The 26,607-nt window shown below is 60.8% G+C and carries 26 protein-coding genes; 15 read left to right on the plus strand and 11 right to left on the minus strand.

All coding sequences use genetic code 11. The features are described 5' to 3' along the window. Positions 1–10: 10 nt before the first annotated feature. From WMO17_RS00885 to hslO, 5 genes are all read left to right on the plus strand, one after another. Positions 11–559 (plus strand): Gx transporter family protein, encoded by a 549-nt coding sequence (locus tag WMO17_RS00885; RefSeq protein ID WP_298638294.1) that lies wholly within the window; start codon positions 11–13, stop codon positions 557–559. A 318-nt stretch (positions 560–877) separates the two neighbouring features. Further along, positions 878–3,331 carry an endopeptidase La gene (gene lon / locus WMO17_RS00890; RefSeq protein WP_097774874.1) on the plus strand — a complete coding sequence of 818 codons (2,454 nt, stop codon included), beginning with the start codon at positions 878–880 and terminating at the stop codon, positions 3,329–3,331. A gap of 170 nt (positions 3,332–3,501) precedes the next feature. Further along, positions 3,502–4,101: a ribosome biogenesis GTP-binding protein YihA/YsxC gene (gene yihA, locus WMO17_RS00895; RefSeq protein WP_005940358.1), complete on the plus strand. Its 600-nt coding sequence runs from the start codon at positions 3,502–3,504 to the stop codon at positions 4,099–4,101. A gap of 3 nt (positions 4,102–4,104) precedes the next feature. Next, positions 4,105–4,854: a class I SAM-dependent DNA methyltransferase gene (locus WMO17_RS00900; RefSeq protein ID WP_005940360.1), complete on the plus strand. Its 750-nt coding sequence runs from the start codon at positions 4,105–4,107 to the stop codon at positions 4,852–4,854. A 4-nt stretch (positions 4,855–4,858) separates the two neighbouring features. After that, positions 4,859–5,770 carry an Hsp33 family molecular chaperone HslO gene (hslO, locus tag WMO17_RS00905; protein WP_154258789.1) on the plus strand — a complete coding sequence of 304 codons (912 nt, stop codon included), beginning with the start codon at positions 4,859–4,861 and terminating at the stop codon, positions 5,768–5,770. Positions 5,771–6,177: 407 nt separating this feature from the next. Here hslO and WMO17_RS00910 read toward each other — a convergent pair whose 3' ends face one another. After that, the gene (locus WMO17_RS00910; protein ID WP_349137285.1) at positions 6,178–7,320 is read right to left on the minus strand and encodes a sporulation protein YqfD; all 1,143 of its coding nucleotides are present in this window, start codon (positions 7,318–7,320) and stop codon (positions 6,178–6,180) included. Between the two features lie 9 nt (positions 7,321–7,329). Continuing rightward, positions 7,330–7,617 carry a YabP/YqfC family sporulation protein gene (locus WMO17_RS00915; protein WP_349137286.1) on the minus strand — a complete coding sequence of 96 codons (288 nt, stop codon included), beginning with the start codon at positions 7,615–7,617 and terminating at the stop codon, positions 7,330–7,332. A 72-nt stretch (positions 7,618–7,689) separates the two neighbouring features. Between WMO17_RS00915 and WMO17_RS00920 the strand changes: the two genes are divergently transcribed. Next, the gene (locus tag WMO17_RS00920; RefSeq protein ID WP_097777917.1) at positions 7,690–8,730 is read left to right on the plus strand and encodes a hypothetical protein; all 1,041 of its coding nucleotides are present in this window, start codon (positions 7,690–7,692) and stop codon (positions 8,728–8,730) included. Positions 8,731–9,159: 429 nt separating this feature from the next. Here WMO17_RS00920 and WMO17_RS00925 read toward each other — a convergent pair whose 3' ends face one another. The 7 genes from WMO17_RS00925 to rpmB all read right to left on the minus strand — a co-directional run bounded on the left by WMO17_RS00925 (position 9,160) and on the right by rpmB (position 15,662). Continuing rightward, complete coding sequence (locus WMO17_RS00925; protein WP_349137287.1) at positions 9,160–10,527, minus strand: AAA family ATPase; 1,368 nt, start codon at positions 10,525–10,527, stop codon at positions 9,160–9,162. 294 nt (positions 10,528–10,821) lie between these two features. Then, a complete protein-coding gene (locus WMO17_RS00930; protein WP_165853639.1) occupies positions 10,822–10,959 on the minus strand; it encodes a hypothetical protein in 138 nt (45 codons plus the stop codon). 266 nt (positions 10,960–11,225) lie between these two features. After that, entirely contained in the window at positions 11,226–13,790 is a 2,565-nt protein-coding gene (locus WMO17_RS00935; RefSeq protein ID WP_349137288.1) for a heavy metal translocating P-type ATPase, read from the minus strand. 42 nt (positions 13,791–13,832) lie between these two features. Next, positions 13,833–14,228, minus strand: a complete 396-nt coding sequence (locus WMO17_RS00940) for a metal-sensing transcriptional repressor (RefSeq protein ID WP_005941288.1) — start codon at positions 14,226–14,228, stop codon at positions 13,833–13,835. A gap of 143 nt (positions 14,229–14,371) precedes the next feature. Beyond that, entirely contained in the window at positions 14,372–15,127 is a 756-nt protein-coding gene (locus WMO17_RS00945) for an esterase family protein (RefSeq protein WP_005941285.1), read from the minus strand. A gap of 100 nt (positions 15,128–15,227) precedes the next feature. Continuing rightward, complete coding sequence (locus WMO17_RS00950) at positions 15,228–15,404, minus strand: DUF4250 domain-containing protein (protein WP_097774886.1); 177 nt, start codon at positions 15,402–15,404, stop codon at positions 15,228–15,230. Positions 15,405–15,473: 69 nt separating this feature from the next. Further along, the gene (rpmB, locus tag WMO17_RS00955) at positions 15,474–15,662 is read right to left on the minus strand and encodes a 50S ribosomal protein L28 (protein ID WP_082210844.1); all 189 of its coding nucleotides are present in this window, start codon (positions 15,660–15,662) and stop codon (positions 15,474–15,476) included. Between the two features lie 339 nt (positions 15,663–16,001). Between rpmB and WMO17_RS00960 the strand changes: the two genes are divergently transcribed. From WMO17_RS00960 to WMO17_RS01000, 9 genes are all read left to right on the plus strand, one after another. Beyond that, a complete protein-coding gene (locus tag WMO17_RS00960) occupies positions 16,002–16,676 on the plus strand; it encodes a site-2 protease family protein (protein ID WP_154255419.1) in 675 nt (224 codons plus the stop codon). 2 nt (positions 16,677–16,678) lie between these two features. After that, a complete protein-coding gene (locus tag WMO17_RS00965) occupies positions 16,679–17,401 on the plus strand; it encodes a segregation and condensation protein A (RefSeq protein ID WP_097778376.1) in 723 nt (240 codons plus the stop codon). Next, complete coding sequence (scpB, locus tag WMO17_RS00970) at positions 17,398–17,949, plus strand: SMC-Scp complex subunit ScpB (protein ID WP_005941268.1); 552 nt, start codon at positions 17,398–17,400, stop codon at positions 17,947–17,949. The genes WMO17_RS00965 and scpB overlap by 4 nt, the downstream gene beginning before the upstream one ends. Positions 17,950–17,952: 3 nt before the next feature. Further along, complete coding sequence (locus tag WMO17_RS00975) at positions 17,953–18,702, plus strand: DUF2953 domain-containing protein (RefSeq protein WP_349137289.1); 750 nt, start codon at positions 17,953–17,955, stop codon at positions 18,700–18,702. A gap of 79 nt (positions 18,703–18,781) precedes the next feature. Beyond that, entirely contained in the window at positions 18,782–19,189 is a 408-nt protein-coding gene (gene ytfJ, locus WMO17_RS00980; protein ID WP_005941263.1) for a GerW family sporulation protein, read from the plus strand. A 507-nt stretch (positions 19,190–19,696) separates the two neighbouring features. Beyond that, positions 19,697–20,527: a pseudouridine synthase gene (locus tag WMO17_RS00985; RefSeq protein WP_207698220.1), complete on the plus strand. Its 831-nt coding sequence runs from the start codon at positions 19,697–19,699 to the stop codon at positions 20,525–20,527. A gap of 779 nt (positions 20,528–21,306) precedes the next feature. Then, entirely contained in the window at positions 21,307–22,677 is a 1,371-nt protein-coding gene (locus tag WMO17_RS00990) for a sodium-dependent transporter (protein ID WP_005941251.1), read from the plus strand. A gap of 104 nt (positions 22,678–22,781) precedes the next feature. Further along, positions 22,782–23,504, plus strand: a complete 723-nt coding sequence (locus tag WMO17_RS00995) for a LytR/AlgR family response regulator transcription factor (RefSeq protein ID WP_005941248.1) — start codon at positions 22,782–22,784, stop codon at positions 23,502–23,504. Then, complete coding sequence (locus WMO17_RS01000) at positions 23,497–24,804, plus strand: sensor histidine kinase (RefSeq protein WP_349137290.1); 1,308 nt, start codon at positions 23,497–23,499, stop codon at positions 24,802–24,804. The genes WMO17_RS00995 and WMO17_RS01000 overlap by 8 nt, the downstream gene beginning before the upstream one ends. Positions 24,805–25,220: 416 nt before the next feature. On the opposite strand, the gene WMO17_RS01005 is transcribed toward WMO17_RS01000, so the two are convergent. After that, on the minus strand, positions 25,221–25,658 hold the full coding sequence (locus tag WMO17_RS01005; RefSeq protein WP_005941235.1) for an aspartate carbamoyltransferase regulatory subunit: 438 nt from the start codon (positions 25,656–25,658) through the stop codon (positions 25,221–25,223). Between the two features lies 1 nt (position 25,659). Then, on the minus strand, positions 25,660–26,601 hold the full coding sequence (gene pyrB, locus WMO17_RS01010; protein WP_154255423.1) for an aspartate carbamoyltransferase: 942 nt from the start codon (positions 26,599–26,601) through the stop codon (positions 25,660–25,662). Between the last annotated feature and the right edge of the window lie 6 nt (positions 26,602–26,607).

Below are 26,607 nucleotides of genomic sequence, written 5' to 3' on the forward strand. Positions count from 1 at the left end.
AGGGTGCAGCATGCCCCAAAACAGACGCAGTTACGAAAAAACGCGCCGCATCGCCCTTTCCGGCCTGCTGTTTGCGCTGGCCATGGCACTTTCGTTCATTGAGGGCACGCTCACCATCCCGGGCCTTTTGCCGGGCATGAAGCTGGGCCTTGCCAACATCGTGGTGATGTACGCGCTGTTTTTCATGGGGCCAAGGCAGGCGCTGGTGCTGGACGTGCTCAAGGCGCTGTTCGTGTTTCTGGTGTCCGGCTTCACGGCGGGCTTTCTCTCGCTGTGCGGCGGTTTGCTGTCACTTTTGGTGATGTGGGTGCTCTACTACCTGCTGCCGGTGCGGCCCACCTGGTTCATCCTTTCCGTGTGCGGCGCACTGGCCCACAACATCGGCCAGCTGCTGGGTGCAGGTGTGATCATCTCGTCGTCGCTGTCCTTCTACTATGCGCCGGTCATGCTGGTGCTGGGCCTTGTGATGGGCGCACTGACCTCCATCACCCTCAAGGCTCTGCTGCCGGCTCTTGGCAAAATGGGCTTCAGTACACAGGAAAAACGGAAGGAAGATTAAAAAATTTCTCTGTTTTTAACGGCCTCGCCCTCTCCGTCACGGCTTACGCCGTGCCACCTCTCCCAAAGTGAGAGGCCTTGGCAGTACGGTAAACTTTCCGGTTTTGCCAAAGGCTCCCCCTTTGGGGGAGCTGGCGAACGGAGTGAGACTGAGAGGGCAAGGACGCTGACGAAAAAACCAACGACTGGCCCGGCACAGTTGCATTTTGGCCGGAAATCAGTATAATAAGGAAACAACCTGCTATTTTAAAGATAAAATCTCTTGCATACAGCGCTGCCGCCGTGGGAAAGTGCGCGGCAGCCGGGAGGTGTTTGCACTATGAGTGAAAAAGTTACCATCAAGGTGGAGCGCAAAAAGCTGCATCTGCCCACCATCGCCCTGCGCGGGCTGGTGGTGTTCCCCAACAATCTCGTCCACTTTGAGGTGGGCCGCGAAAAGAGCATTGCCGCCGTGGAGTGGGCAATGGCAAATAATTCCAACGTGTTTCTGGTGGCACAGAAGTCCATGGACACCACCGAGCCGCAGCAGGCAGACCTGTTCAGCTACGGCGTGGTGGCCGAGGTCAAGCAGGTGCTGCGCGTCTCCGGGGACCTTGTAAAGGTCCTGGTGGAGGGCAAGTACCGCGCAAAGCTCAGTGCACTGGATGCCAGCGGCGATTTTCTGCTTTCGGAGGTGCGCCCGGCCCCGGTGCGCGCAGGCAAGGCCGACGATGCCGTGGAGACCGAAGCGCTGCTGCGCGCCCTCAAGGCCGGGTTTGACGAGTACCTTGGCATGAACCCGCGCCTTGGCAAGGACGTGGTGTTTGCCATCGTTTCCAGCGACGACCCCGCCTTCCTCAGCGAGTACATGCCTGCAAACCTGCTGTTCCGCTACGAGGACAAGCAGGCTGTGATGGACGAGGGCACCCTGAACGGACGGCTGAAAAAGCTCATCGAGATGCTGCGCCGTGAGTGTCAGGTGATGAAAATTGAAAAGGAGATCGCGGAAAAGGTCAACGAGTCCATGGACAAGAACCAGCGCGATTACTACCTGCACGAACAGCTGCACATCATCAGCGACGAGCTGGGCGAGGGCGACGACACCCACGCCGAGGCCGACGAGTACCGCCGCAGGATCACCGGGCTGCACCTTGCCGAGGACAGCGAGAAGAAGCTGCTCAAGGAAGTGGACCGCCTTGCCAAGATGCAGGGCTCCAATCAGGAGGCAACGGTCATCCGCACCTATCTGGACACCTGCCTTGACCTGCCGTGGAACACCTTTACGGTGGACGACCTTGATATCAGCCGCGCACAGCAGATTCTGGACCGCGACCACTACGGCCTGAAAAAGGTGAAGGACCGCATTCTGGAAACGCTGGCCGTGCGCAAGCTGGCACCGGACGTGAAGGCACAGATCATCTGCCTTGTAGGCCCTCCGGGCGTGGGCAAGACCAGTATTGCACGCTCCATCGCCGAAAGTCTGGGCCGCAAGTATGTGCGCATCAGCCTTGGCGGCGTGCGGGATGAAGCCGAGATCCGCGGCCACCGCCGCACCTACATCGGCGCGATGCCCGGCAAGATCATCACTGCCATGATCTCTGCCAAGAGCGCGAACCCCCTCATGCTGCTGGACGAGATCGACAAGCTGGCAGGCGACTTCCGCGGCGACCCGGCCGCAGCCCTGCTGGAAGCGCTGGACCCGGAGCAGAACAGCACCTTCAACGATCATTTCATCGATATCCCGTTCGATTTGAGCCATGTGCTCTTTATCACCACCGCCAACGATCTGGGCAGCATCCCCGGCCCCCTGCGTGACCGTATGGACGTGATCGAGCTGCCCAGCTACACCCGCGTGGAAAAATACAACATTGCCCGCAAGCACCTGCTGCCCAAGCAGCTCAAGGCCTGCGGCCTGACCGGCAAGGTCACGCTGAGCCAGAGCGCGCTGTATGGCATCATTGACGGCTACACCCGCGAGGCCGGTGTGCGCAATCTGGAACGCACCATCACCAGCGTGCTGCGCAAGTGCGCCCGCAAGATCGCCGCAGGCGAGGTGGAAAGCGTCTCCGTTACCGGCACCATGCTGGAACAGCTGCTTGGCCCCCGCTTCGTCAAGCCCGACTTCCTCAACCGCACCAACGCGGTGGGCATCGCCAACGGTCTGGCATGGACCAGCGTGGGCGGCGAGACCCTGCCCATCGAGGTGCAGGTGATGGACAACGGCAGCGGCAAGATCACCGTCACCGGTTCGCTGGGCGACGTGATGAAGGAGAGCGCTCAGCTGGCCGTTACGTGGGTGCGCGTGCACGCCGCCGAGTACGGCATCGACCCGGAAAAGCTCAAGAAGTGCGACCTGCACATCCACGCCCCGGAGGGCGCAGTGCCCAAGGATGGCCCTTCTGCCGGTGTCACCCTGACCACGGCGCTGGTGTCCTGCCTGTCCGGCATCCCGGTGCGCGGTGATGTTGCCATGACCGGCGAGATCACCCTGCACGGCAACGTGCTGCCCATCGGCGGCCTGCGGGAAAAGAGCATGGCGGCCTACCGCGAGGGCATGAAAACGGTGCTCATCCCCAAGGACAACGAACCCGACCTGTATGAGGTGGACGACGAGGTGAAGAAGAACCTCACCTTCCTGCCCATGCAGAGCCTGACGCAGGTGCTGAACGCGGCCCTGCTCAAGCCCAATGCCGCCAAGAGCGCTGCGGGCCGCACCCACACCAAGAAAAAGGCGGCAGACGCCGCCATTGTGCCGCCCACCGCAGAAAAGCCCCAGCCCGGCGCGGTGTGCTGAGAACAATAGAAACCCTCTCAGTCACGGCTTGCGCCGTGCCAGCTCCCCCGAAGGGGGGAGCTTAAGGGATGTTTTCCACCAGATGAAAGAGCTCCCCCTTCGGGGGAGCTGGCGAGGAACGAAGTGACGAGACTGAGAGGGTTTGACGTACCACAAGAAAGGAAAGCTCCATGAATTACAACAAAGCTGATTTCATTGCCAGCTACGGCATTTCCAGCCAGCTGCCCGAGAGCGACCGCCCGGAGCTGAGCTTTTCGGGGCGGTCCAACGTGGGCAAATCCAGCCTCATCAATAAGCTGTGCAGCCGCAAAAACCTTGCCCGCGTGTCCAGTACGCCGGGCAAAACGGCCACCATCAATTTCTATTCGGTGGACGACTGCTACTTTGTGGACCTGCCCGGCTACGGCTACGCCAAGGTGAGCAACGCCGACCGTGAGCGCTGGGACGACCTCATCAACAGCTACTTTGAAGCACCCCGCCACCACACCCTGCTGGTGCAGCTGCTGGACTGCCGCCACGCCCCCAGCGCCGACGATGAGCAGATGCTGCGCTACCTGCACTATCACCAGATCCCCTACGTGGTGGCCCTGACCAAGGCCGACAAGCTCAAAAAGAGCCAGCTGGCCAAGACGCTGGAAGACTTTGAGAACCTCTGCCGCCCCTATGGCTGCCAGAAGGTGGTGCTGACCAGCGGCGAGAACGGTTACGGCATCCCGGAGCTGCAGGCGGTGCTCAATGCCGCTGTGGCCGGGGAACAGGAAGCGGAGTAAACCATGGCCTACAACGAATTTGCCTATTTCTACGATGAATTCAACGGCGAGGCCGATTACGATGCCCTGTATGCCCACATCCATGCAAAGCTCAAGGAGCACGGCATCCACGACGGCATCCTTGCCGACCTTGGCTGCGGCACCGGTGAGCTGACGCTGATGCTCACGCAGGCGGGCTATGATATGATCGGCATTGACCAGTCCGAGGAGATGCTCTGCGTTGTGCGCGATAAGGCCGAACAGCTGGGCCTTTCCGGCAGGCTGCTGCTGCTCCGGCAGGACCTGCTCAAGCTGGATCTGTACGGCACCATCCGGGGCGCGGTGTCCACCTTTGACACCTTCAACCACATCCCGGACCTGGACACCGCCATTGCCAACGCGGGCTTTTTCATGGAGAAGGGCGGGGTGTTCCTCTTCGATATGAACACGCCCTACAAGCACCGGAACGTGCTGGGCGACAACGCGTTCACCTTTGAGGAAGAGGATGCCGCCTGTGTGTGGCGCAACCACTACGATGCCGCCAACCGCCGCGTGGAGATCACCGTGGACATCGACTACCACGAGACCGGCGAGCACTTCCACGAGCAGTTCTGCGAGTACACCTATGACCTTGACACCATCCGCACCGCGCTGGAAAAGCACGGCTTTGCGCTGGAAAGCGTCTGCGACGGCGAGACCTTCGGCCCGCTGACCGAGGACAGCCAGCGCTATTTCTTCTGCGCAGTCAAGCAGTATACACAATTGGAGGGATAACTTTATGGCAAATCTGATCCGCGGCCTGTCGGAGAACGGCGGGGTCGTGTTCTGCGGCGTGGATTCCACCCAGATCGTCCGCAAGGCCGAAAAGCTGCACACCACCAGCGCCACCTGCAGCGCGGCACTGGGCCGTCTGCTCACCGGCGCGGCCCTGATGGGCTCCATGCTCAAGGACGACCGTGACCAGATCACCCTGCGTGTGTCCGGCGGCGGCCCGGCGGGCGTGGTCATTGCCTGCACCGACGGAACCGGCAACGTGAAGGGCTGCATCGATCACCCCTTGGTGGAGCTGCCCGCAAAGCCGAACGGCCACCTGGATGTGGGCGGCGCTGTGGGCAAAGACGGTGTGCTCACCGTCATCCGGGATAACCGCCTGCAGAAGGAGCCGACGGTGGGGCAGGTGCCGCTGGTCTCCGGCGAGATCGCCGAAGACCTGACCGCCTACTACGCCTACAGCGAGCAGGTGCCCACCGTCATGGCGCTGGGCGTGCTGGTGGACAAAGACCTGTCCATCCTGTGCGCAGGCGGCTTTATGGTGCAGCTGCTGCCCGGTGCCACCGATGCGGAGATCGATCAGCTGGAAAAGAACATCGCGGCCATGCCGTCCGTCACCACCCTGCTGCACGAGGGCAAGACCCCCGAGGACATGATGCAGCTGGCGCTGGCGGGTTTTGCCCCCAACGTGCTGGACGAGCGCGATGTGCACTACCAGTGCGACTGCAGCGCCGAGCGCACCAAGGAGATGCTATTCAGCCTTGGCCGCAAGGAGCTGGTGAGGATGCGCGACGAGGACCCCGCCTGCGAGGTGGTGTGCCACTTCTGCCACAGCAAGTACCAGTACGACCTCAACGACCTACTTGCCGAGTACGACGCGCAGGCGGCGGAACGTGCCGCTGCAGAGCAGGGGACTTGACAAGCCGCTAAAAAACAACTATACTACAAATAGAAAAGGCGCTGTCCGCAATGGTCAGCTTCCCTTCGGCTAAGGAGTCAATAAGAATGACCGCTCAGGTTTGGGAGTCTGGGGCGGTCATTTCTTATTGTTATGGATCTCTTTGAAGATTGCCCATGCGATCTGAAATGTAATCCCAACTGTGCCGCCAACAATGACGAACAGCTGCAGAACCTCTTCCAACTTCATGATGCATCCCCCCTTCCGCGTTTGCGAACGGGGGAACAAACAATAAGCTTTTACGTCCCCCGGACGCTTGCCGGAGGGAAGCATGACCACCTGCGCTTGCAGACAGCACCTTAACGCCACCCTTTGGGGTGGTGTTTTTAGTTTAACATATTTTTTGGCGAATTACAACGGGAATCCTTTCACCCGCAGATGTCCGCTGCCACGGTGTAGGTGACGGTATAGTCCAGTACATTGCCGTTCACGGTGCAGTCCTCTTTGCGGGCGATGTGCTCCGCGTCCGGCCATGCGGCGTACAGCGCCTGCAGGCTCTGCAGCCGGGCCAGCGCGGCGGCCTGCGCTTCGGTGCGGTGCAGCGTTTCCGGCTGCTGCACATAGCGGCAGGTCTCCTCCACAGAGCAGGGCAGGGCAAGGCCCAGCAGCGGCACCTCTGGCTGGAAGTGCCGGAGGACCACTGCCGCATGTTCCGGCGCAGGCGCGGCGGGCAGGGAGAAGGTGTGCCCGAACGCTGTCACCCGGTATGCGCGGGTGCACGCGCCGGTGTACTGCTGCACCGTCTCTTCCAAGGGCACGGTGCGGGTGTCGCTCCACTCAAACTGCGCAACCACCGTTCCGGCGGCGGGCGCAAAGATCAGGGTGCCGTCCCGCTCGGCGCGGGCTGTGCCAATGAGGCCCTGCCCGGCCTCCACCTGCTGGCCCGGCTGCACCAGCATGGTGCCGCTGGTAAGGTTCGTGCGCAGAACAGTGCCGCCGCATTTTGCCCGGATGCCATGCAGCGTTCCGGCGGCAATGTCCGGTTTGGGCCTGGCCGCGACGGCTTCCACCACCAGCCGCCCTTTGGCAAAATTCAGGCTGGCCCAGGAGAACTCGCCGCTGTGCAAAAGGGCGTACTCTCCGGCGGTGAGCTTTGCCTCGGTCACAGCCGCACCGGGCTGCAGGCCCGCTTCCCGCAGGACGGCGCAGGCCCGCGCAGCCTGTCCGGTGGTGAGGGAAGAGGTGTCCGCATACCAGACGAACTGCTGTGCAAAGAGCAGCAGCGGCACAAACACCGCCAGCCCCGCCCAAAGCCCGGCCCGGCGCAGCAAGGGGCGCAGGCAGAAATACAGCCCCAGCTTCCGGCGGATGCGCAGCCGCACCCGGTGCTTGCGGGCCAGCGCGGCAAGGCGCGGGTACTGCCACGCGGCGCACCGCCCGCCAAACCCTCCCGGCAGGGCCGTTACCCCGTAGGGATGCAGCCCGGCCCGGGCGGCAGCGGTAAGCAGGGCTTCGGTGCTGCCATTGCATGCGGTGAACTCCACCGCGGCCCAAAGGCTTACCGGTTCCATGGGCACCTCCTAGTCATCCGCAAAGTCCGTGCGCACGAACCGCCCCCGCAGGGTCAGGCGGCTGGCGGTAAGGGTGACGATCTTCAGCCCGTCGCCGTAGATGGTCAACCGGCCATGGGGCATCTGCAGGCACAGCCGGTCGGGGCTGTAGGCCAGAATGCGGCAAAAGTGCTCCACCTCCATGCGGCCCCCGCTCAGGTAGACGGCAGGGGCGTGGTAAAAGCCCCGCGGCGGCTGACGGAACAGCAGGGCCAGCCAGCTTTGCAGCAAAAGCCGCTTTTTGCGCTTGGCACACATCCCATTCCCTCCCATCCCGCAGTTCTGCCCGCGGCGCGCTGCTACATATATATGGATGCGGAGGGCTGAGTTATGAATCGAAGCTGGAATTTCCGGCGGGGCGTGCTGCTGGCGCTGGCAGGGTACACGGCGTTTCTGGTGTTTGCCGCGCCGCAGCGCTGTGCCGATGCCCTGCAGGCGGGGCTGCGGCTGTGCGGCGGGCCGCTGCTGGTATCGCTGTTTCCGTTCCTCATCGTATCGGCGCTGGCGGCAGGCTGCGGGGCCGGGCAGTGGCTGGGCTTTGTGTTCCGGCCTGCGGCGCGGCTCATGGGCATCCGGGCAAAGGGTGCGGGCGGCGTGCTGCTCATTGGGGCCTTGGGGGGCTTTGCACCGGCGGCGGTGGCTGCGTCCGAAGCCGTGCGCACCGGTCAGCTCACCTCCCGGCAGGCCTCGGCGCTGCTGCCCGCCTGTGTGTGCAGCGGGCCGTCCTTTGTCATCCTCACGGTAGGGCAGCAGATGCTGGGCAGCCGCGCGGTGGGGGTGCGGCTGTTTGCGGCCCAGCTGCTGGCGGGATACCTCACGGCGGCGCTGCTGTGCCGGATGCAGGGCGGGGCCGGGCAGGCTCCACCCGCGCAGGGGGAAACCATTCAGCTGCCCGCACTGGACGCGGTGATCGCGCAGGCGGCAGTGACCTACCTGAAGCTCTGCGGCTTTGTGCTGTACTTCCGGCTGCTGGCGGCAGGGTGCGGGGCATTGCTGCCACAGCCGTGGGCGGCGCTGCCCGCCATGCTGCTGGAAGTGTGTTCCGGCTGCGATCAGGCCGCCCGCACCGGGCTGTGGGCCAGCACGCTGTGCTGTGCGGCGCTCAGTGTGCAGGGGGTGTCGGTGCTTTTGCAGGTGCGCACCATCTGCCCGGCCGAGATCTCGCTGCGGCCTTTGCTGGCAGCGCGGGCGGTGCATCTGCCGCTTTCGGTGGCGCTGTTCTGGCTGGGCAGCACCGTGCCGGTGCAGGCTGTGCAGACCTTTACCACCCTGACCGAACGGGTGGTGGTGCTGCGCCGTGTCCCGCTGGACTGCGCCCTGCTGGCCTTTGCCGTGTGCTGCATCACGGTGGAGGAGTTGGCGAGGAGCTAAGGTATGGGCTGGGCTGTGGGCTGGGAGTTTCTCCAGCGAATGTCCGGGAAGTGGGGCCCCGTGCGTAAGCACAGGGGCGGAACCGTGGGTTCTGCAACTGAAACGACCGCCGCCAATGGCGGAAACAGGGAGTTGCAGTTGGGGCCGCGGCCAGCGAGACGCAAGCGAATGCGACGCGGCTGCTGGGTGCCGCAACCCGTTGCTGTTCGCGGAGAAAGCTGCCAGCACGCAGCCTGCGGTTTCAGGGAACTTTATCAGGTGCTACTGTAGGAGCGTTATCTGAGTAAGTGACTGATTTTTGACGAATGAGCGTGCAAAAAGACACTTTGTCAAGCTGATAAACTGACAACAGCGTGGCAAACAGAGTCACTTTGTCAGCAAGGGTCACTTTGTCAAATTGACAAACAGACAATTATAAACATAGATGCGTTATAATTTCGCCACTTTGTCACTTGTTTCTCCACGGTAGGGCATGGCAGTGAACCAACTACGTACGTTGCCGCCCTGATTGATCTGGTGCTTTGCGATCTCACCGGATTTTACAAGCTCACTGTACACACGGTTGTATGTACTGTCGCTGCACCCGATCTCCCGCAGGACGGCGGCGCGCAGCTCGTTGCTGGGCATCGACCCAAGGCGGCTCTCGGACAGAACGTTCAGGATGGCGCTGCGGGTGTCCTGCCGGGTTTCCGCCGTGCGCACCCGCCGCTCCTCAATGAAGTCGGCATCCTTCTTGTCGGTGTAGCCGTCAAACACGGCCCGTGCAGTCTTTACGCCCTCCACCTCCACATCGTCGATGTGCAGCAGCACCGTCTGCTGGGGGCGGGCGTAGCTGTTTTTCTCGTGGCTGAGATAAATTTTGCCGTCGTTCTTGGCGCGGCCCATCATCAGCACGCTGCGGGCCATGTCCCAGATATCCGAGCTGTCGGCCAGACGTGCGCGGCCGGAAACGCCCTGCTTTTTGTTGGAGTGCATCACGATGAGCACCGCGCAGCCCTGCTTTGCGGCAATGGCGCGCAGCGGCAGCAGGGCACTGCGCATCTGGTTGCGGCTTGCCATCTCCACATCGGCGGGCAGAAAGCTCTGCAGCGGGTCCACGATGAGCAGCAGCGGCCCGGCCTTGGCGGCAAAATCCGCCAGTGCCTGATCCTTGAGGGTAAGGGGCTGGCCGGTCTTGCCAAAGTAGTCGTCGGCGGTCAGCACCAGCACCCGGTTCATGTCGGCCCCGGCCGCCAGCAGACGGGCCTTGAGCACCTTGCCGGGGTCGTCCTCGCCCGCAAGCAGCAGCACCTTGCCGGTCTGCTGCGGCGGCAGCGGAAAAAAGCCGGAGGTCTTGCCCGCCGTCACATAGGCAATGAGCTGTGCCTGCCAGATGCCCTTGCCGGTGCCGCCGTCGGCACCCAGCAGCGACACTTCGCCCAGCGGCAGCAGCTGCGGCACCAGCCACGCCACGCTCTGCATGGGCACATCGGCCAGCAGGCCGGGCTGCGCCGCGCTGCCCTCCAGCGCAAGCTTGCGCTGCTTTGCGTCCGCGTTCACGGCTGCCATAAAGGCTGCGGGGTCGGCCTGCCACGCCTGCTTGCAGGTGTTGAGCCATTGATCGATCTTGTAATTGACGGCGGGCAGCTGCATGTTGCAGGCTGCGCCGCGCACGTCGTCCAGCAGGTCTTCCCGTGCATCCGGGTCGGTCTGGTGGAACATTACCGCAAAGGTCAGGCGGCTGAACAGCTGCTGCTCGGTCCTGCAGGCGTCCAGCATGTTCAGAAAGTCTGTGCGGTCCTGAATGGATACTCCCAAAATACATTTCTCCTTTCGCTGTGGTTTATAACTGGAAGCAAAACCAAATGTTGTTGCTATAAGTATAACTCTGAAAAAACAACGTGTCAACAAATAGTTTTTGCGCAAAAAGCCACAGCTTCCGGGGTGAAAATGCACAGGAAAATGGGGAAAGAAAAAGAGAAGGCGGGCACCTTCTCTTGACAAAACGGCAAAAAATAACTATACTACAAATAGAAAAGGTGCTGTCCGCAATGGTCAGTTTCCTACCTTTACAATCAAGATTGACTGCACGGAGTTGGAAGGCTGTGGCAGTCAATCTTTTTTGTTGTCATCACATTTGCGCTGAGAAAACTTCTCCAAGACCTCAACGGTCAGGCGAACTGCATCAAGGATCAGACTCAACAGCATGAGAATGACCGTGAGCAGAGTGAAAAGCTCCATCAGGCTCATTGATATCCCTCCCTTCGCCTTCAAGGCTCCGGGCAGGGTACTTCCAAAAAAGTTTCCTCCCGGAACCTCTGCTTCATTCCATGTAGAAAGAGCAGCGATACAGGGCAGGAAGCATGACCACCTGCGCTTGCAGACAGCACCTAATCACCGCCTTTTCAGGCGGCATTTTTAGTTTAACATACTTTCTGACGAAATACAATAAGAACCCAATGCAAAAGGCCGCTGCACGGTTCACATGCAGCGGCCTTTCCGTATTCAGCGGCGGTTTACTGGATGCCGGTCACAGGGTAGTCCTGATCCTCAACGGCCTTCTTCAGCACGTCGTCGGCGACCTCGGCGTTCAGGGTGACGATGGCGGTGCCGGCCTCGTGGCTCACCACGGCCTCGTCCACCTCGGGCAGGGCTTCCAGAGCCTTCTTCACGCGGGCTTCGCAGTGGCCGCACATCATGCCTTCCACCTTCAGGGTCTTTTTCATAGCAGTGTCCTCCTTGGTACTCTCTTTATTTGCAACCGCTGCGGGCTGTGCGGAGACAGCGGGCAGGGAAGCAGCATTTTTTGCCGCACGATCGTGCTTTGTGCTGTGCACGTCGAACAGGTTCAGGCGCAGGGCGTTGCTTACCACGCAGAAGCTGGAAAGGCTCATGGCAGCAGCACCGAACATGGGGTTCAGCGTCAGGCCGAAGGGGATGAACACGCCTGCGGCCAGCGGGATGCCGATGATGTTGTAGATGAACGCCCAGAACAGGTTTTCGTGGATGTTGCGCAGGGCAGCGCGGCTCAGGCGGATGGCGGCGGGCACGTCCGACAGCTTGGAGTTCATCAGCACCACGTCCGCCGCGTCGATGGCAACGTCGGTGCCTGCGCCGATGGCGATGCCGGTGTCGGCACGGGTCAGGGCCGGGGCATCGTTGATGCCGTCGCCCACCATGGCCACCTTGCCGGATGCCTGCAGCTGGCGGATGACCGCTTCCTTGCCGTCGGGCAGCACGCCTGCGATCACCTCGTCCACGCCTGCCTGCCTGCCAATGGCAGCAGCGGTGCGCTGGTTGTCACCGGTGAGCATGACCACGCGGATGCCCATGGCCTGCAGCTCCCGGATGGCCTGCGGGCTGTCCTCCTTGATGGTATCGGCCACCGCGATGATGCCCAGCAGGCGGCCTGCTCCGCCGAAGAACAGGGGCGTTTTGCCCTGTGCGGAAAGGGCTGCGGCCTTCTCCTGCAGCTGTGCGGGCACGGTGACTTTGGTGCCGATAAAGGACGCATTGCCGCCAAAGATCTCCACGCCGTCCAGCTTTGCGGCCAGACCGTTGCCCGGCAGGGCGGCAAAGCCGGATACCTCGGGGGCGGTGAGCTTCTGCGCGTCGGTGCAGGCCAGCACGGCCTTTGCCAGCGGGTGCTCGCTCTTGCGCTCCAGTGCGGCGGCAAGGGTGAGCAGCTCCGTCTCGGAAACGCCCTCGGCGGGCAGAATGTCGGTCACTTTTGGTTCACCGCTGGTGATGGTGCCGGTCTTATCCAGCGCCACGATCTGGGTGCGGCCTGCAGCTTCCAGCGAAGCGGCGGTCTTGAACAGGATGCCGTTCTTTGCACCCAGACCGTTGCCCACCATGATGGCCACCGGCGTTGCCAGACCCAGCGCACAGGGGCAGCTGATGACCAGCACGGAGATGCCGCGGGCCAGTGCATAGCCCAGCTCCCGGCCCAGCAGCAGCCATACGATGGTGGTGACCACCGCGATGGTAATGACCGCAGGCACGAAGAAACCGGACACCGTATCGGCGATTTTTGCAATGGGAGCCTTGGTGGCGGCGGCATCGCTGACCATCCGGATGATCTGGGCAAGGGTGGTGTCCTCGCCCACGCGGGTGGCCCGGCACTGCAGGAAACCGGACTGGTTGGTGGTGGCAGCGCTCACCTTATCGCCCGCAGCCTTGTCCACGGGGATGCTCTCGCCGGTCAGGGCGCTCTCGTTCACGGCGCTGGTGCCTTCCAGCACGATGCCGTCCACGGGGATGTTCTCGCCCGGGCGCACCACAAAAATATCCCCCTTCTGCACCTGCTCGATGGGCACGGTCACTTCGGCACCGTCCCGCAGCAGGGTGGCGGTCTTGGGGGCAAGCTTCATCAGGCTCTTGAGCGCGTCGGTGGTCTTGCCCTTGGAGCGGGCCTCCAGCATCTTGCCCACCGTGATGAGGGTCAAGATCATGGCAGCGGACTCGAAGTAGAACTCCATCATATAATGCATGACCAGCTCGCTGTTGCCGTCCACCTGCGCGCGGGTCATGGCGAACAGGGCGTAGGTGCTCCACACAAAGCTTGCCATGGAACCCATGGCCACCAGCGTGTCCATGTTGGGCGAGCCGTGGAGGAGGCCCTTGAAGCCGTTGATGAAGAACTTCTGGTTGATGACCATGACGATGCCCGCCAGCAGCAGCTGCACAAGGCCCATGGCGATGTGGTTGCCGTCGAACCAGCGGGGCAGGGGCCAGCCCCACATCATGTGGCCCATGGAGAAGTACATCAGCACCAGCAGAAAGCCCAGCGACGCAATGAGCCGCCGCTTGAGCTTGGGGGTCTCGTGGTCGGCCAGCGCGTCAAGGTCGGCGCTGGTGGCGCTGGCAGCCGCCGCGCCCGCACGCTTGGGGCTGGCACCGTAACCGGCATCCTGCACGGCCTTGATGATCTCGGCAGAGCTGGCGGTGCCCTCCACGCCCATGGAGTTGGTCAGCAGGCTCACCGAACAGCTGGCAACGCCGGGCACCTTGCTCACGGCCTTCTCCACCCGGGCGGAGCAGGCTGCGCAGCTCATGCCGGTAACGTTGTATTGTTCCATAAAATATCACTCCTACGTTGAGTATGCACAGGAAAGAGCTTCTTATTTCATGAGCTTGGGCAGCAGATTCACCAGCTCGTCCAGCTTTGCCTCGCTGCCCGCGCGCAGGTCGTCCGCCACGCAGGTGGAGATGTGCTGTGCCAGCAGCTCTTTGGAAAAGCTGTTCAGCGCCGAGTTCGCCGCCGCCACCTGCACAAGAATGTCCACGCAGTAGGCATCCTTTTCCAGCATGCCGCGGATGCCGCGCACCTGCCCCTCGATGCGGCTGAGCCGGTTCAGCAGGGCCTTGTGTTCCTCCGGGGTGCGGTCCTTGTGGCGGCAGCAGGAGGGGGTGACGCTTTCGGTGGGCACAGCGGATGCGTCAACGGCCGGAGCCGTGGCAGCTTCGGGCTGGGCGGGCGTGCCGCAACAGCAGCAGGGCTTTTTCTCGTTGTCCATAAAATATCTCCTTTACCCATAGGGGGTATACTTCTTACAGCATGAGTATAGCACAGCAAACCCGATAAATCAAGTAGGGAATTGAAAAATACAAACAAAAAGAGGGAAGGCACTGCAAATGCCTTCCCTCTATCAAATATCTTTTACTTCTCCAGAATCCGCGGCACAAACAGGCCCAGCATCTTGCCCCACCAGTACCACTCGTGGGAGACATCGCCGCCCCAGACCTCGAGGTGGGCGGGCAGGCCCTGTGCGGCCAGCACATCGGCCAGCGCCTGCGTGTCGGCTTTGGCATCGTCCTCGTAGGCACCCTGACCGGCGCAGAGCATCAGGCTGTTCTCCTCGGCCTTGGCCAGAGCCAGCTTGTCGGCGATGCCGTTCTCGGCCAGATACTGCAGGGGAGAGCAGCGCAGCACCAGATCGTCGGCTTCACTGCCCCAGAAGCGGGCCAGATCGTAGATGCCGGAAAGGCCGATGGCACCGGCAAAGAGCTTGGGACGGCGCAGGCGGCAGTTGACGGCGTGCACAGCGCCAAGGTCGATGCCCACACACCACAGCTTGGCATCCTTTGCGGCACCGTTCAGGGCCAGCACCCGGGGAGCCAGCTCGGCGGTAAGGTAGACGAAGTACTTTTCCTCCATCTCGGCGCGGCGGCGCACCGGGATGTCGCCGTTCAGTACGGCCTCGCCGTCAATGCTGTCGGCGCAGAACAGCTGCACCTTGCCCTCGTTCAGCAGCGGGGCAATGGCATCGGGCATACCGTTGTTCTCCCAATCATAAAAGCGGCCGCCGCGGGCAGGCAGGGCCAGCACCGGCACACCGGCGCTGCCGTATACCTTGAATTCCATCTCGCGGTTCAGCACGCTGCTCCACTCTTTGTAATAGGTACCCTGGATCATAAATCAAGCACTCCTTGTTTCTATATTCACCGGCCCGGGCGTAGTCGCTGCACGTCGGTGCCGGTCGTTAGCGATCAAAAGAAAGCTTTCTCTGGAAATATCACACGAACTGGTTGCGCTGGGCATCGTACTCGTAGCCCACGGCTTTGAGCTTTGCGCACAGATCTGCCTTGTCGGCATCCATGTCTTCGCACAGAGCATCGAGGTTTTTGTAAAAATCACGCAGCTTCAGGTTCACCACGCTCAGCAGCATGATGGGATCGTTGGGCAGAGCCATGTGTTTTGCCTCCTTACAGCAACAAAAAAAGCCGGCCACTCGACAAAGTGACCGGCCACATACACCAAATTAGACAGCGCGGGTAACTTTGCCAGCGCGCAGGCAACGGGAGCATGCGTAGACGTACTTGGGAGAACCCTCAACGACCGCCTTGACACGACGGACATTCGGCTTCCAGGTACGGTTGGAACGACGATGAGAGTGAGAAACCTTGATACCAAAGGCAACACCCTTGCCGCAGCATTCACATTTAGCCATGGTACTTGCACCTCCTGCAGTGAAGTAAGGAATCAAAATAATCAGCTTGACTATTGTAGCAGATTACCGGGCAAAATGCAAGCCTTTTTTCAAAAAATATTGCGGTTTTTTGGAAAACTGCCCCGATGCACTCAGATGCTGTTTTTTGTTACGACCCCTTGTGTGAAAATGTGATTTGGAGCAGCCCGCAGGCTGCGACAAATCACGAATTAAAAATAAAATTCCGCTGAAATGATCAGAGCGAAGCGGAGATCATTTTAAATCGTCTGGACACCCCTTGTCTAAAACCTCAAAAAATAGTATTATATATGGTATACTGAAAAAAGGCAGGAATATCGAATGACCTCTCAGGGCATCTATTATCTCATCCGCGCGCTGGTGGCGCTGGTGGCCATCCCCTTCCACGAGTGCGGCCACGCGCTGGCGGCATGGCTGCTGGGCGACGACACCGCAAAGCGGCAGGGGCGGCTTTCGCTGAATCCCTTTGCCCACTTTGACCTGCTGGGCACGCTGTGCATGGTGTTTGCGGGCGTGGGCTGGGCAAAGCCCGTCTCCACCGACCCCCGCAATTTCAAAAACCCCAAGTGGGGCATGGCCCTCACCGCGCTGGCTGGCCCTGCGGCAAACATCCTCCTTGCCTATGTGGGCATGGTGGTGTGGAAGCTCATGTACTACTGGGCACCGGTGAACGATGCCGCCATCTACATTGCCATGTTCCTGCAGTACCTTGTGCTGATGAACGTGAGCCTTGCCGTGTTCAACTTGATCCCGGTGCCGCCGCTGGACGGCAGCCGCATCCTGCTGGTGGTGCTGCCCCGGCGCATCTACTTTGGCCTGATGAAGTACGAGCGCTATATCATGATCGCCCTGCTGGCGGCAGTGTGGTTCGGCGCACTGGATACGCCGCTGTACTACCTGAACAACATCGTGTGGGAGCTGCTGGGCAAGGGCACCGGCTACATTGATAAGATCGCGTATTCCATCTACTATGCCGGCCTTGGGACGGTGGTGTGAGCGTGGCAGAAGAACTGACCTTCCATCTGGAAGATTTTGACGGCCCGCTGGAATTATTGCTGGCGCTTGTGGCCAAACATAAGATGGACCTGCACAACATCCCCATTCTGGAGCTGATCGACCAGTACACCGCCACGGTGGCGCGGGCCGACCCGGACCCGGAAGCCGCCAGCGCCTTCATCGAGATGGCCGCGCGGCTGGTGGAGATGAAAAGCTACCTGCTTTTGCCCCGCAGCGAAGAGGGCGAGCGCATGAAGCAGGAGTTCACCGGCCAGCTGATCGAGTACGACCAGTGCCGCCGCATGGCTGCGCTTTTGCGCCAAAAGGCCGAAGCTGCGCCGGTTTTTGTGCGTCCGCCCATGGAGATGGAATTCGATAACACCTACGACCTGCACCATGCGCCGCAGGTGCTGGCGGATTACTGGGCCGTTCTTTCCGGCCGCACCAAGCTGCGCCGGGAGCCTACCCAGCAGCAGTTCGAGCCGCTGGTCACAGCGCCCATGGTGTCGGTGACGAGCCGGGTGGTGTACATTCTGCGGCACCTGATCAGCGGCACAGCGGCAAAAATGAGCCAGCTGTTCAGCCGCCAGCAGACCCGCAGCACCAACGTGGCCACCTTTCTGGCCTTGCTGGAGCTGGTGCGCGGTGGCCGTGTAAAGCTGGACGACGAGGGCCGGCTGACCATGCAGCGGGGCCGCATCCAACGTGATAAGGAGAAGGAATGAACCAGAAACAGATCCGTGCAGCCGTGGAAGCCATGCTGTTTGCCAGCGGCGACCCCATTGGTGCCGACAAGCTGGCCCAGGCGGTGCAGCTGCCGCAGCTCAGCGTGGAAGCCGCGCTGGAAGCCCTGCGGGAGCGCTACGCCCGGGAGGACAGCGGCCTGTGCCTGCTGCACCTGAACACCCGCTGGCAGCTTGCCACCAAGACCGAGTGGGCCGACTGCATCCGCCGCCTGCTGGACAGCCGCCGCGCAGTGCCCCTTGGCCCCGCCGCCATGGAGACCCTGACCGTGATCGCCTACAACCAGCCGGTGTCCCGCGCCTTCATCGAGCAGGTGCGCGGCGTGGATTCCTCGTCCAGCGTGTCGGGCCTGCTGGAAAAGGGCCTCATTGAGGAAGCCGGACGCCTTGACCTGCCGGGCAGGCCGGTGAGCTTCCGCACCACCGACACCTTTTTGCGGGTGTTCGGCCTTTCTTCTCTGGCCGACCTGCCGCCGGTGCACGGACAGGAAACGGAAACGAACGCATCACCGACAGAAAGTGAGGGGTAACGCATGGGAGCATTCCTCGCCGCGCTGGGCGCAGTGCTGCTGTTCATCCTCCGGGTGATCGGCATTCTGCTGCTGGTGGTGCTGATCTTACTGGTGCTGTTGCTGCTGTGTCCCTTCTGCGCAGACCTGTGCTGGGAGCACGGCGTGCTCACCGTAAAGGCCGGTGCGCTGGGCATCACCTTCCCGGTGTTCCAGTACCCGAAGCCGGAGCCGCCGCCCGCACCGGAAAACCCGGAGCCGCCCAGGGGCTTTGGCAAGGTCAAGGCAAAGTTTGCCGCATGGCGGGCCGAGCGCAAGCGGAAAAAGGCAGAGGAGAAAGCCCGCAAAAAGGCCGCCGCCGCTGCCGCCAAGGCAAACAAGCCCGCCCAGCCGCGCAAAAAGGCAAAGATCACGCTGGAGGTCATCTGCACCATGCTCAAAGGTGCGGGCACTTTGACCAAGGCTGTGTTCGGTGCGCTGCGCATCACAAAAATACAGGTGCGCCTTGGTGTGCGCGGGGAGGACCCCGCCGCCGCTGCCCGCAGCTACGGCAAGCTGCAGGCGTGGCTGTACCCGGTGCTGGGCGTGCTGGACCGCTTTCTCTGGCTGCAGTTCGATGAGCTGCGCATCCTGCCGGACTTTGGCAGCGGGCAGCCCACCGTGGAGGACCGGGTGTCCTGCCGGGTGAGCGCACAGGCACTGTTCATCGTCCTTGCGGCGGTGCGGGTGCTGTACGAGTTCTGGCGCAAAAAAGTATTGGACATCTTCCTATAATGTGGTACACTATACGTGTATCCGGATCTGCAGACAACGGGCCTTTGCCCGAATCAAACCGATAAAGGAGAGCTGTTTTATGGCTGAGCATCCCATTCAGGGCCTGATGAACGTTACCATGGAGAAGATCCACCAGATGGTGGACTCCAATACCATCATTGGCAAGCCCATCATCACCGAGGACGGCACCACCATCCTGCCGGTTTCCAAGGTGAGCTTTGGCTTTGCCTCCGGCGGCACCGACTTTGACGGCAAGAACGCCGCCAACAAGGACCTGTTCGGCGGCGGCTCCGGTGCGGGTGTGAACATCCAGCCGGTGGCCTTCCTCGTGGTAAAGGACGGCTGCGTGCGCACCATCCAGCTGTCGGACAACGCCGACACCATCAACCGTGCCCTGACCATGCTGCCGGAGCTGGTGGACAAGGTTGCCGCCCTCATCAAGAAGGACGAAAAGAAGGAAGAGCCTGCTGCTCCTGCGGAGCAGTAAGTGGAGGGCTTGGCACCGGACACTCCGTCCCGCCTGCGCTCGCCAGACCACCAGCGAAAGAAGCCCTCGCACTTCCCGATGGGCTTTTCTGTCGATTTTAGTCGCAGCCTGCACTTTAGACATGGCTTCGCGCATCTTGCCGGAGTATCCGGTGCCGATCCCGGCAGGACGGCAGGGAGTTTCTCCAGCGAATGTCCTGGGGGTGGGGCCCCGGCGCGCAAGCGTTGGGGCGGGACTGGAGCCCTGCAACGGCAACGACCGCCGCCAGCGGCGGAAACAGGGAGTTGCCGTTGGGGCCGCGGCCAGCAAGACGCAAGCGATAGCGAAGCGGCTGCTGGGTGCCGCAACCCGTCGCTGTTCGCGGAGAAAGCTCCCTGCTGGCCTGCTAACTACTATCGCCGTAACTGTGAGCTTCCAACTCACAGTTTTGATACAGGCGCACCCGCACCCCAAAGCAGGGGAGAGGTGCGCGTTTTGAGCGCCGGGAGGCGCACAAGGAGTTTAATTATGGCAGAAGAACGTATTCAAAAGATCATGGCTGAACAGGGTCTGTGCTCCCGCCGTGCGGCAGAACAGATCATTGCCGAAGGCCGCGTGAAGGTCAACGGCCACCCCGTCAAGGTGGGCGACAAGATGGACCCCAACCGCGACGTGCTGCACGTGGACGACGAGCGCATCTATATCCGCAAGGATCAGCAGATGTACTATCTGGCCCTGTACAAGCCCCGCGGCTATGTGACCACCGCCAGCGACGAGCTGGGCCGCAAGACCGTGATGGAGCTGGTGAGCGATATCCCCGCCCGCCTGTACCCGGTGGGCCGTCTGGATAAGGACAGCGAGGGCCTGCTGCTCATGACCAACGACGGCGCGTTTGCGCAGGCCGTCACCCATCCGTCGGGCGGCATCTCCAAACTGTACCGCGTCACCGTGCAGCCCCGCGCCGATGAAAGCCAGATCCTGAAGCTGAGCAGCGGCGTTGTGCTGGACGACGGCACCAAGACCATGCCCTGCGCCATCAATGTTGTCACCGACGAGCCGGGCCGCACCGTGATGGAAATGACCCTAAAAGAGGGCAAGAACCGCGAGATCCGCCGCATGTGCGAGACCGTGGGCCTTGAGGTGGTGCGCCTGAAGCGCAATGCCGAGGGCGTGGTAAAGCTGGGAATGCTCAAGCCCGGCACCTACCGTGAGCTGACCAAGGCAGAGATCAACGGTCTGCGTGCCGCTGCCGCCAAGGGCCGCGCCCAGACCCGCAGCGCCGCGGTGCAGTCCAAGGCTGCCGCGCGCCGCCCCCGCGGCCCGGTGGGCAAGGGTACTGCCCCCAAAAAGCGGAAGTAAGCCTATATACCTATATAAACGAAAAGAAAGCACCTGTACAGCGGGTGCTTTCTTTATTGTAAAATGTTATTTTTTATGATATCATAAAGATGCCGCCCGAAAAGGCGGTGATTCGGTGCTATCTGCAAGCGTAGGTGGTCATGCTTCCCTCCGGCAAGCGTCCGGGGGACGTAAAAGCTTATTGTTTGTTCCCCCGTTCGCAAACGCAGAAGGGGGGATGCATCATGGTGTTGAACGATGTTCTGCAGCTGTTCGTCATTGTTGGCGGTACAGTTGGAATTACATTTCAGATCGCATGGGCAATCTTCAAAGAGATCCATAACAATAAGAAATGACCGCCCCAGTCTCCAAACGGTGAGCGGTCATTCTTCTTATTGACCAATTAGCCGGAGGAAGCTGACCATTGCGGACAGCACCTTCTCTATTTGTAGTATAGTTTCTTTTTGCTGGTTTGTCAAGAGATGCTTCTCGGCTGCTATGCAAGGCATTTTTATATAAGTGAATAACTGTCAGCTCTTCACCTTTCAGGTGAGAAAAATTGCACCCTGCCGCAAATACACTGAAAACGGACGCATCTGCAACGAAAATTGCGGTACGACCCTGCGGCAGGACGGGCTGTGCACGCGGGAAAGACAAAGAATACTTTTGACAACAAAAGTTCATCTCACTGAAGCGCCCCTGTTCTTCGACCAAATTTGTGCTATAATACAAAAGCAACGCTTCGCCCGGCCCCGCAAAGGGCAGGGCAGAGCAGAACGGAAAACAAGGAGTTTGGAATCATGGAAAGAGAAAAACTGAAGTCCCGGCTGGGCTTCATTCTGCTTTCAGCGGGCTGTGCCATCGGCATTGGCAACGTGTGGAAGTTCCCTTATATTGCCGGTCAGGGCGGCGGCGGCGCGTTCGTGCTGTTCTACCTGATCTTCCTCATCATTCTGGGCCTGCCCATCATGACCATGGAGTTTGCAGTGGGCCGCGCTTCCCGCAAAAGCCCGGTGCGTGCCTATCAGGCACTGGAAAAGCCGGGCCAGAAGTGGCACATCCACGGCTACCTCACCCTCATTGGATGCTATCTGCTCATGATGTTCTACACCACCGTGGCAGGCTGGATGCTGCACTATTTCTACATGACCGCCACCGGTAAGCTGGCAGGCCTGAACGCCGATCAGGTGGCTGGCAAGTTTACCGAAATGCTGGCAGACCCCGGCGTGATGACCTTCTGGATGGTGTTCGTGGTGGCACTGGGCATCTTTGTATGCGCCAAGGGCCTGCAGAACGGCCTTGAGCGCGTGACCAAGGTCATGATGATCGCCCTGCTGGTGATCATGGTGGTGCTGGCCGTCAACAGCCTGTTCATGCCCGGCGCAAAGGAAGGCCTGAGCTTTTTCCTCGTGCCCGACTTCGGGCGCATGAAAGAGGTGGGCGTGGTCAACACGCTGGTGTCCGCCATGAATCAGGCCTTCTTCACCCTGAGCCTTGGCATTGGCGCAATGTCCATCTTTGGCAGCTACATCGGCAAGGAGCACTCCCTGCTGGGCGAGTCCGCCCGCATCGTGGTGCTGGATACCTTCGTGGCCATCACCGCCGGTCTCATCATCTTCCCGGCCTGCTTCACCTACGGTGTGGACCAGACCAGCGGCCCCAGCCTGATCTTCATTACCCTGCCCAACATCTTTGCCAACATGGCCATGGGCCGGTTGTGGGGCTCCCTGTTCTTCCTGTTCATGGCCTTTGCAGCGCTTTCCACCGTGCTGGCCGTGTTCGAGAACATCATCTGCTGCGGCATGGAGCTGACCGGCTGCAGCCGCAAGAAGTCCAGTCTGGTGAACTTCGTGCTCATCACTCTGCTTTCGCTGCCCTGCGTGCTGGGCTACAACGTGTGGGCATGGGACGGCTTTGCCGTGTTCGGCGGCGCTGTGCTGGATTTGGAGGACTTCCTCGTGAGCAACCTGTTCCTGCCGCTGGGCAGCTTGGTGTATCTGCTGTTCTGCGTTACCAAGTACGGCTGGGGCTGGGACAACTATAAAAAGGAAGTCAACACCGGCAAGGGCCTCAAGATGCACGACTGGATGCGCGGTTACCTGACCTGCGTGCTGCCGGTGATCGTGCTGTTCATCTTTGCTTTTGGTATCTACGATAAATTTTTTGCGTAAATAAAACACTCCTTCCGTCATGGCGTCAGCCGTGACGGAAGGAGTTCCCGGCTCCTCTTATTCCATCAATAAGAGGGGCCTTTTGCGGCAGAAAGGAACCTTCCATGCATATCCTGATCTGTGACGACGATGCGGCGTTCGGCGCGCGCATGGCAGAATATGTCACCGTCTACTTTACCGCCCGCAGTGTGCAGGTGCACACCGCCGTCTGCACCAGCGCAGCCGAGGTGCTTGCAACGCCGGGGCTGGAGCTGTATCAGCTGGCGTTTCTGGACGTGGACATGCCCGGTGCAAACGGCATGGTGCTGGGCCGTCAGCTCAAGCAGAAGTGCCCCGGCCTGATGCTGGTGTATGTTTCGGCCTATCTGGAATTTGCGCTGGAAGGCTACACGGTGAACGCCTACCGCTACCTGCTCAAGCGGGACATTGCGCGCACCCTGCCCAAGTGTCTGGACGACCTGCTTGCCGCCCTGACCGACCAGCGCAAGACCCTGACGGTGCACCACAACCGCACCGAAACGGAAATTCCGCTGGATCAGATCTATTATCTGGAAAGCGACCTGCGCCAGATCAACGTCTACGGCGACATTGCCCGCCGGCCCATCTGCACCTACTACGGCAAGATCGCCGACCTGCCGCCCATGCTCTACGAGAACGGCTTTTTGCAGGTGAGCCGCAGCGATGTGGTGAACATGAAATATGTGCGCAGCATCCGCAGCTACCGCGCCCTGCTGAAAAACGGGGTGGAGCTGAGCGTGAGCCGCGCAGGCTATGCGGCCATCCAGAACGCATATCTGGAATGGAAGGGGCAGTATGTGGATGAGTGATGCATTTGCGGAAATGATGCTGGGGCATCTGGTGTGTCTGGTCCAGGGGAACGCCTTTATTCTGGTGGAGTGGGCCTATCTGGGCAGGGGAAAACTGCGCTGGCCGGTTCTGTGGGCAGAGCTGCTGTGTATGGGGCAGCTGGGCCTGTCACTCGCAACAGGAATGTCATTTTTCAATGTGCAGAGCGTCCTGCTCAATGTGCTGTACCTTTTTGTTACGGCGCAGCTGTTTGGCGGAACCTTTGCCGATAAGCTCACCGCCTGCCTGATCAACGGCACCATGTGCCTGCTGGTGGAGAACACGGTCAACTATACCTACTCCTGGTTCACAGGAGTGCGCACCGGCGAAGCATGGCAGCACCCCGGCTGCCTGATCGCGCTGTGCGCCGCGAACCTTATCGTGGGTGCAGCAGTTGCGCATTCCCTGTACAGCTGGAACCAGAAGTGTGCTCTGCAGCCGCTGCAGGCGCTGGTGATGTCCTTTTTCCCCGGGGTGGCTGTGGTGCTGAACATCGTGCTGATGGTCACAGGGACCCAGCAGCCCGCTACCCGGATGACCATGCTGCTCACCTTTGGCATGAGCGTGGCGGTGCTGGTGCATATCGCCATCGTGCAGATGTTCAACGATCAGGTGGTGCAGCGGCAGAACTCCCGCTACCGTGCTCAGCTGGAACAGCAGCGTGCCGAAGCCCTGCTGGATTCCTACACGGAACAGCGCCGCCTGACCCACGAGTTCACCAACCACATGACAGCCCTTACCGCCCTGCTGGATCAGGGAGATCTGAAAGGCGCACAGGCCTACATTGCCAGCGTGAGCAAAACGGTGGCGGCGGGCACCACCATCATGGATACCCACAACCCGCTGCTGGATTCCATTCTGAGCAAAAAATACGAAGAAGCGGCAAAAGTTGGCGTGAACATTTACTTTGACCTGTGCGATCTCAAGCGGATGCCCTTCGACAGCATGGATATGGTCATCGTGCTCTCCAACCTTCTGGACAACGCCATCCGCGCCGCAGCGCAGGCCCTGCCGCCGGAGGTGCATGTGCGCATCCGCAAAACGCCGGAAGAATATCTGATCTCGGTGCGCAACCGCGTGCAGGAAGACCTGCTGCTGGAGGAGGGCAAGCTGCCCGGCACCACCAAAAAGGAGAGCGGCCACGGCATGGGCCTTGCCAACGTGCAGGACGTGCTGCACAAGTACGGTGCCGAGTACACCGTGAGCTGCCGCGACCGATGGTTCCGGTTTACCTGCGCCATCCCGTGCGCAGTTCATGACATGAGCACCGACAATTTATGACATGTTCTGTGCAACAGGCACGCAACAATGCTATACTAAGGCCAGTAAAGGTGACCTCCTGCCGGGGCAGGGCGGATTTGCGGCCAAAGGAAGACCTGGTGAAGCTTTGCCCCCTGTGCAGTGATCCGGGCAGCGGTGCGTGTTAAGCTGCTCTGTTTTCCCTTTGCTCTTCGCTGTGCAGTCCTCATGCGCTGCGCAGCTCATCTGGCGGGGCTTTCAACGGCGAACTTTGGGGTTTGCTGCTGATAAAGTCACTCGGTACGTCGCATTTCTGTCCGGCAGGTGCTGCTTGTGGGAATGGAGCATCTGCCGCACAGGGCATTTGCGTCGGTGAGAGTTCCGTCAGATTTTTTATTGCAAAAAAAGAGCTGCTGTACGGCAAAATTGCCTGATACAGCAGCTCTTTTTCTGTGTCGTTATTCCGGCTTTACCTGCAGCTCCTGCTCGCAGTAGATGCAGCGGTATTTGCCGTTGGAGCTCAGCTCAAAGATCTGGTCGCACTCTTCCTCAATGGAGGAGATGCAGCGGGGGTTGCGGCATTTTACAATGTTCACAAGGCGCTTGGGGGGCATCGGCTTTTCCTTGCGCACGGCCTTGCCGTTTTCAATGATGGTCACGCTGATGCCCGGGTCAAGGTAGGCCAGCACATCCAGGTTCAGCCAGGAAGCATCGCCCTCCACCTTGATGATGTCCTTGCGGCCGCTGGCGGTCTTGCTGCTGCGTGCATTCTGGATCAGCGCCACGCTGGCGGTGCGGTTGCCCGCAATGCCCAGCAGGTCCATCAGGCCAATGGCAGTGCCTGCCTTGATGTGGTCGATCACGATTCCGTTCTGAATTTCATCGATGTTCAGCATATCAGTTCTCCTCCTTAGGTGCCTTGGGGTCGCGCAGGCCCAGCAGGGTCATGATCAGTGCCATACGCACATACACGCCGTTCTGCACCTGCTCAAAGTAGGCGGCGCGGGGATCGTCGTCCACGTCCAGTGCGATCTCGTTGACGCGGGGCAGGGGATGCAGCACAGCCATATCCGGCTTTGCAAGGCCCATCTTTTCCTTGGTGAGGATGTAGCTGTTCTTCAGGCGGATGTAGTCCTCCTCGTTGAAGAAGCGCTCCTTCTGCACGCGGGTCATGTACAGGATGTCCAGCTCCGACATGGATTCCTCCAGACTGCGGGTCTCCTGGTAGGGGATGCCGTTGGCCTCCAGCACGTCCTTTACGATGTAGTCCGGCACACGCAGCTCTTCCGGGCTGATAAGCACGAACCGGATGTTCTTGCAGCGGGCCATGGTCTTGATGAGGGAGTGCACGGTGCGGCCGAATTTCAGGTCGCCGCACAGGCCGATGGTCAGGTCATCCAGCCGTCCCATGCGGCGGCGGATGGTCATGAGGTCCGTCAGGGTCTGGGTGGGGTGCTGGTGGCCGCCGTCGCCCGCGTTGATCACCGGGATGCGGGAGTAGCGGGAAGCGCGCAGCGGTGCGCCCTCTTTGGGGTGGCGCATGGCCACGATGTCCGCATAGCAGGACACCACGCGGATGGTGTCGGCAACGCTTTCGCCCTTGCTTGCGCTGGACACGTTCTCACTGGGAAAGCCCAGCACATGGCCGCCAAGGTTCAGCATGGCTGCCTCAAAGGAGAGGCGGGTGCGGGTGGAAGGCTCGTAGAACAAGGTGGCCAGCTTTTTATGCCGGGCCACCTCCTGATACGCGGCCGGGTCGTCATGGATGCGGTCGGCCAGGTCGAGCAGAGTGGAAATTTCCTGCTGGGTAAAATCCAACGGGTCGATCAGATGTCGCATGGGTGC

Source organism: Faecalibacterium faecis (genome assembly GCF_040096475.1).
GTDB classification, from domain to species: Bacteria; Bacillota; Clostridia; order Oscillospirales; family Ruminococcaceae; genus Faecalibacterium; species Faecalibacterium taiwanense.